General features: G+C 32.7%; 7 protein-coding genes. All 7 read left to right on the forward strand.

Annotation, left to right across the window (positions count from 1 at the left end; translation table 11 throughout):
- Nucleotides 1-182: 182 nt before the first annotated feature.
- The 7 genes from NNC77_RS16035 to NNC77_RS16065 all read left to right on the forward strand — a co-directional run bounded on the left by NNC77_RS16035 (nt 183) and on the right by NNC77_RS16065 (nt 4,446).
- The gene (locus NNC77_RS16035) at nt 183-416 is read left to right on the forward strand and encodes a helix-turn-helix domain-containing protein (RefSeq protein ID WP_218421392.1); all 234 of its coding nucleotides are present in this window, start codon (nt 183-185) and stop codon (nt 414-416) included.
- 214 nt (nt 417-630) lie between these two features.
- The gene (locus tag NNC77_RS16040; protein WP_218421391.1) at nt 631-1,287 is read left to right on the forward strand and encodes a hypothetical protein; all 657 of its coding nucleotides are present in this window, start codon (nt 631-633) and stop codon (nt 1,285-1,287) included.
- Between the two features lie 343 nt (nt 1,288-1,630).
- Nucleotides 1,631-2,032: a hypothetical protein gene (locus tag NNC77_RS16045; protein ID WP_118066835.1), complete on the forward strand. Its 402-nt coding sequence runs from the start codon at nt 1,631-1,633 to the stop codon at nt 2,030-2,032.
- Nucleotides 2,029-2,529 (forward strand): YcxB family protein, encoded by a 501-nt coding sequence (locus NNC77_RS16050; protein WP_118066834.1) that lies wholly within the window; start codon nt 2,029-2,031, stop codon nt 2,527-2,529. Before NNC77_RS16045 ends, NNC77_RS16050 begins: the two co-directional genes overlap by 4 nt.
- Nucleotides 2,530-3,138: 609 nt before the next feature.
- Nucleotides 3,139-3,549 (forward strand): hypothetical protein, encoded by a 411-nt coding sequence (locus NNC77_RS16055; protein ID WP_218421367.1) that lies wholly within the window; start codon nt 3,139-3,141, stop codon nt 3,547-3,549.
- Nucleotides 3,546-3,815, forward strand: a complete 270-nt coding sequence (locus NNC77_RS16060; RefSeq protein ID WP_218421366.1) for a hypothetical protein — start codon at nt 3,546-3,548, stop codon at nt 3,813-3,815. The genes NNC77_RS16055 and NNC77_RS16060 overlap by 4 nt, the downstream gene beginning before the upstream one ends.
- Nucleotides 3,790-4,446, forward strand: coding sequence for a hypothetical protein (locus NNC77_RS16065; protein WP_254971833.1), 657 nt, complete (start codon nt 3,790-3,792; stop codon nt 4,444-4,446). Before NNC77_RS16060 ends, NNC77_RS16065 begins: the two co-directional genes overlap by 26 nt.
- Nucleotides 4,447-4,560: the final 114 nt, after the last annotated feature.

Consider the following 4,560-nt stretch of genomic DNA (forward strand, 5'->3'; position numbering starts at 1 on the left):
AGAACATATTCATAAACGCATATATGTATCTTGCCATATTGGGAAATCAATTGCTTAGTTCCATTTTTGCAGATTATATTTCTATTTTGTCTAAATTACGACGGAATACAGCAGATATTTAAGGGATTTGGATGGATTATCACGATAAAATATTATTTTTGTAGCGTAAAAACGATAAAAACATGAAGTTAAATCGCATAAGAGCAGTCTTAGAGGACAAAGGGATAAGCCAAACATGGCTCGCAAAGAAGTTGGGAAGGAGTTTCAGTACGGTCAATGCATACGTATGCAACCGCACTCAACCCAACCTTACCACACTTCTTGAAATTGCGCAATTGCTGTCTGTGGATATGAAAGAACTTATTACGGATGAGAAAGAGCGTACTGACTGTATAGGGATAAAAAATGAAAGATAATGTCAAACAATAGTTAGCGAATAGTCCTATGATAAAAAAACTTGGAATGGTAGTTTTATGGAGTTGTGTCATCATATATGGCGTATATATCTTTCTCCTTCTTTTCTTTACGAATATTATAGGGTTGACAATCCTTGTCATTTTGGCAATTATCTTCATTGCTTTCAAGTTATATCGCAACAGATACAAAATATTGTTCAAGAGGCAAGTCAAGATGCTTAGTACGGTTTGTGAGAAGTCGTCCGATGATTCTTACATCATGCCCGAAGATAAGTTTACCGAATCTTTTGATTCTGCCAACTTCTTCGTACAATACAAGCCAGAGACTAAGGAGTTCTTTTTCTGCAGCTATTATTACTTCATTTTTCCTGATTACGTTGAGACTTGGAGCAAGGCGGTTAAGGAGGTCAAAGCACTTGTCTCCAAGGAAGCCCCAGAAACAAAAGTCGAAGTGAATTCCGTAGGTCAGCTTGGCAAGGACTTCACGCTGATAATGTCTCCAAAGGATGCCAAGAAAAGTTTTTTGTTGTCCTTAGCTCATTTGTGCATCCGTCTGAGAAGCCAGCTTCCATGCAATAACAGGACATTGATATACAAGTTCTATTTCAAGATAAAGGTGTTCGACACGATTTGCTATGGCGAGTTTGATGGCGTGAGAGTATCAAAGGCTATCACAATTTCTGCGGATGGCAACTATTGCGTAGCTAATGTCTACGTAGATAGTTGCTTTCCAGAAGATTTCATCAAACACAATCCTCCGATGTCCATTATCCTGCAATATGACTTGTATTCTATAGAAACCAATATGTTGGTTAGCAAAGAGGAATTCGATGCCCATTGGGAGAAATGCAAAGACTTGTGTGAATCATAATCATTGGAGAACGGTGAGGAGCTATTTTATTTGAAAGATTCCGGGGCAACTGTTTGTTCTCTACGAGTTAAAAAACTTCTTATAAGTAACACTATCTCAAATGTCTATTTTGAAAACTTGGATAAAGAGTGTAGTCTATACAAGAGTAAAACCACCTCATATAAAGCATCATGCAAATATCTTGTTTGAGATTATTGGATGAGATAAAAAGGCTTCTATATCCATAAATTACAGATATTAATTTCAATTTGTCTAAATAGTAACTAAAAACAGCAGATACTTAAATATTTCTGCTTGATTATCAGTATAAAACACTATCTTTGTGCAATAAAAACGATAAAATATGAGCAATAAAATACCACAAGAAGAATGGACTCCTTTGCCTTTTATGGAAGGGGAACATGCCCTTTCAAAAATAGAATATAACGCTACTGATTTATTGGTAGAATTGGACTCGTTTAAGGAAAAACGGGTTACAAAAATTGTTTTTGCAAATGTGTTCTCATACAGAGTAACATTAGAGCATTTTAGGTGGGCGGAGTTTTGTCATAATCCAAATATCTCGGCGACATTGGTCAATGTAAAAGAATCTCATTATATAAAATGGTTAGAAACTGCAGGATTGGAACAAATATATGAATCAAAATTGGATTTGCGACATTATATGTTGCAAACTACAGAACACACAATAGATGTTGTGTTTCCAAGCGAATCCATAATAACAATAGATGGAAAAGAAATATGAAACAACCTCTTTTTACAATTAACAGCACATTCTCGGAAGAAGAAGTAGTGCGTTTCAACAAATATGTAATATTACATATGTTTCATTATGTAAGAAATGTCATTATTTGCAATATAATACTACTGCTATTCACAGTGGGTATGATAGTAAATGATATTACTTCGGAAGACTTTCCTATAGGCTCAATAATGATGTTTTTACTCATTATTATAGTCAACTGGTCTCTTTACAAATCGCCAATACAAAAAGCCAGAAAGGTTTATCGCCAAAATAAAACAATAAGAGATGCAATTTATATAGTTAAGTTCTATGATGACCACTATGTAGTGACATGCAATGAAATAGAGTCAAGTATTCCTTTCGATAAATTGTACAAAATAATAGAGACTGATACAAATTACTATTTGATGGCATCAAAGGTTAGTGGAACAATAATTTGTAAAGCTGATTGCCCTAATGATTTTGACGTTTATATTCATGAATTTATAAACAGATAGAGTGCGATATATTTTAATAGAAACTTTTGAAGATTTAAAGACTTCAATTAGATTTTTATTTTCAGGCATATATGATTCTCAAAACTTCCTGATACAACATGGTTCCACTTTTGTAAAAAGCGACATAGTGGCTATCTTGGAAGGGGCTTTGCTCCCCGTAAAGAATAGGTATGGGGAAAACCAAGATGTAATAATTTCTATGTCCTCAATATGCCAGCATAAAAAAGATATAAGGATTTTATATCCTTATGGTGGTACAGATTTTGGAAGTTTTATGCTATTTGTTGTGTAGGTTGGATATAATCTGCATAACAGCATTGTTATTTTCCACAACTCTGTGCAATTATCCGGTTTTGTCATTTCAAGAGTATGGCAAAAGAACAAATATTCATTGCAAACATATATCTTGCTGTGTTAGAAAACCATTTATTTAAGTTCCACATTTACAGATTCTATTTTCATTTTGTCTAAATTACGATAGAATATCGTAGATTTTCAAGGGATTATAACCGATTATCACTACAAAATGTTATTTTTGTAGCAGGAAATGAGTATAAAACAGCATTTCATTGTAATGTATAAAACAAAGTAAAATATAATAAACGTAATATGAAACTAAGAGATAAAGATACAAAGAAATATTTGCTCACAGTATTTGTGGCTACATTTGTTGCCTATATTATTCCTGCAGTGGTCTTGTACTTGGGATATTTTATGGGCATTATGCTTACGATTTGTATTTCCTTGTTTAACTTGAGTATGGCTTTGCTTGCTTGGCTTTGGGCAAAATCTGTTAGAAAGGAGTTTTTGCTGAAAAGACAAATAATATTGAATAGTCTTGTGACGTTGTTTTTGATAGGCATTATTTCCTTAGTTGTAACCAATGGGGCAGCCTTATCTTTGAGCATCTTAGTGTTTGTTTGGTTAGGGATATTTAATCTCCTGCCAATTTGTATCCAGTATGCCATTTATTCTTTTATTTCCAAAAGAACCAATTCAAAGAAAGAGTGGTCTATATGAAGTATATAGAATTGTTTTGGAATAGGCTAAAAAATGCATCTGGAAACCAAAATGCTATATTTAATCCTGAATTTCAAATGTTAGGTAAAAAACTTACTTATAGTCCAGCAATTCAAGGGTATTGGAAAGGAATGGTCTTATATAATTCTTCGGCTGCATATGGCGGAACTATTTTCTGGAGACCTGTTTCTAACTTTATAATTAAAGGTGTAAATTTAAATAGAAACTTTAGAAAAGTAAATGGAAGTAAAAACAAACCTTTATAATGCTCTTTATTATCATAACGCTTCGGTATTTTTTTACCGAGGTGTTATGATAATATTGCTGTTACTGATATTAGGGTGTTCTGATTCTAATAAGGTAGCCAAAGAAACAAATGTAAGCATTGATGTCATTAATAAGGTAGGATTTAAGAGTGTATTTGCAAAAAATGGCATATTTGTTAAACTTGTACCTGCAGAAGATAACTCCTATTCACTTCAGGTAAGTATTACAAATTATATTGATACTCTTGATTACTATTTAAATAGCAAGACAAAGCAACAGTCTGTACCAAAAATTTTATTTGGCACTGATTATGTATTTTTCCTTACGGGTTCTTCAAGCTACAGGTATATAACATTGTCATATTTAGATAAGCGATTTAATAAAATTATAACTCATAAATATACAACAAGCAGAGATGTGTCATCGGATATCGATGGAGCTATTTTTTTCAAAGAAGGATACTACTATTGGTATGATTTAAAAAAACATGTGCTTCATTGTATGCGTTCTAATTTAAATATGAGCTCATTTAATGAAGCTATTTTGTTTAGTGGTGATAGTATTTTAATAAAAGAAGGATGTGAAATAAAAAAATACAAAGAGAGAGATTTTTCTCAAAAAAGCAGTTGAGAGTGTAAATTAAACTGTGTCAAGCTACAATAAAAGTAGTTTAACACAGTTTTTATATTATGGACAACTTAGAAATTGATTACAAGAAAGCAGCTCAGCAGTTGCGTAGTGGTG

It is taken from the genome of Segatella copri, from assembly GCF_024330485.1.
Lineage (GTDB): Bacteria > Bacteroidota > Bacteroidia > Bacteroidales > Bacteroidaceae > Prevotella > Prevotella copri_L.

Excerpts from the sequence above, each read along its gene's own strand:
- NNC77_RS16040 (WP_218421391.1), top strand. The coding sequence starts at position 631 with ATGCTTAGTACGGTTTGTGAGAAGTCGTCCGATGATTCTTACATCATG.
- NNC77_RS16035 (WP_218421392.1), top strand. The coding sequence starts at position 183 with ATGAAGTTAAATCGCATAAGAGCAGTCTTAGAGGACAAAGGGATAAGC.
- NNC77_RS16045 (WP_118066835.1), top strand. The coding sequence starts at position 1,631 with ATGAGCAATAAAATACCACAAGAAGAATGGACTCCTTTGCCTTTTATG.
- NNC77_RS16050 (WP_118066834.1), top strand. The coding sequence starts at position 2,029 with ATGAAACAACCTCTTTTTACAATTAACAGCACATTCTCGGAAGAAGAA.
- NNC77_RS16055 (WP_218421367.1), top strand. The coding sequence starts at position 3,139 with ATGAAACTAAGAGATAAAGATACAAAGAAATATTTGCTCACAGTATTT.
- NNC77_RS16065 (WP_254971833.1), top strand. The coding sequence starts at position 3,790 with ATGGAAGTAAAAACAAACCTTTATAATGCTCTTTATTATCATAACGCT.
- NNC77_RS16060 (WP_218421366.1), top strand. The coding sequence starts at position 3,546 with ATGAAGTATATAGAATTGTTTTGGAATAGGCTAAAAAATGCATCTGGA.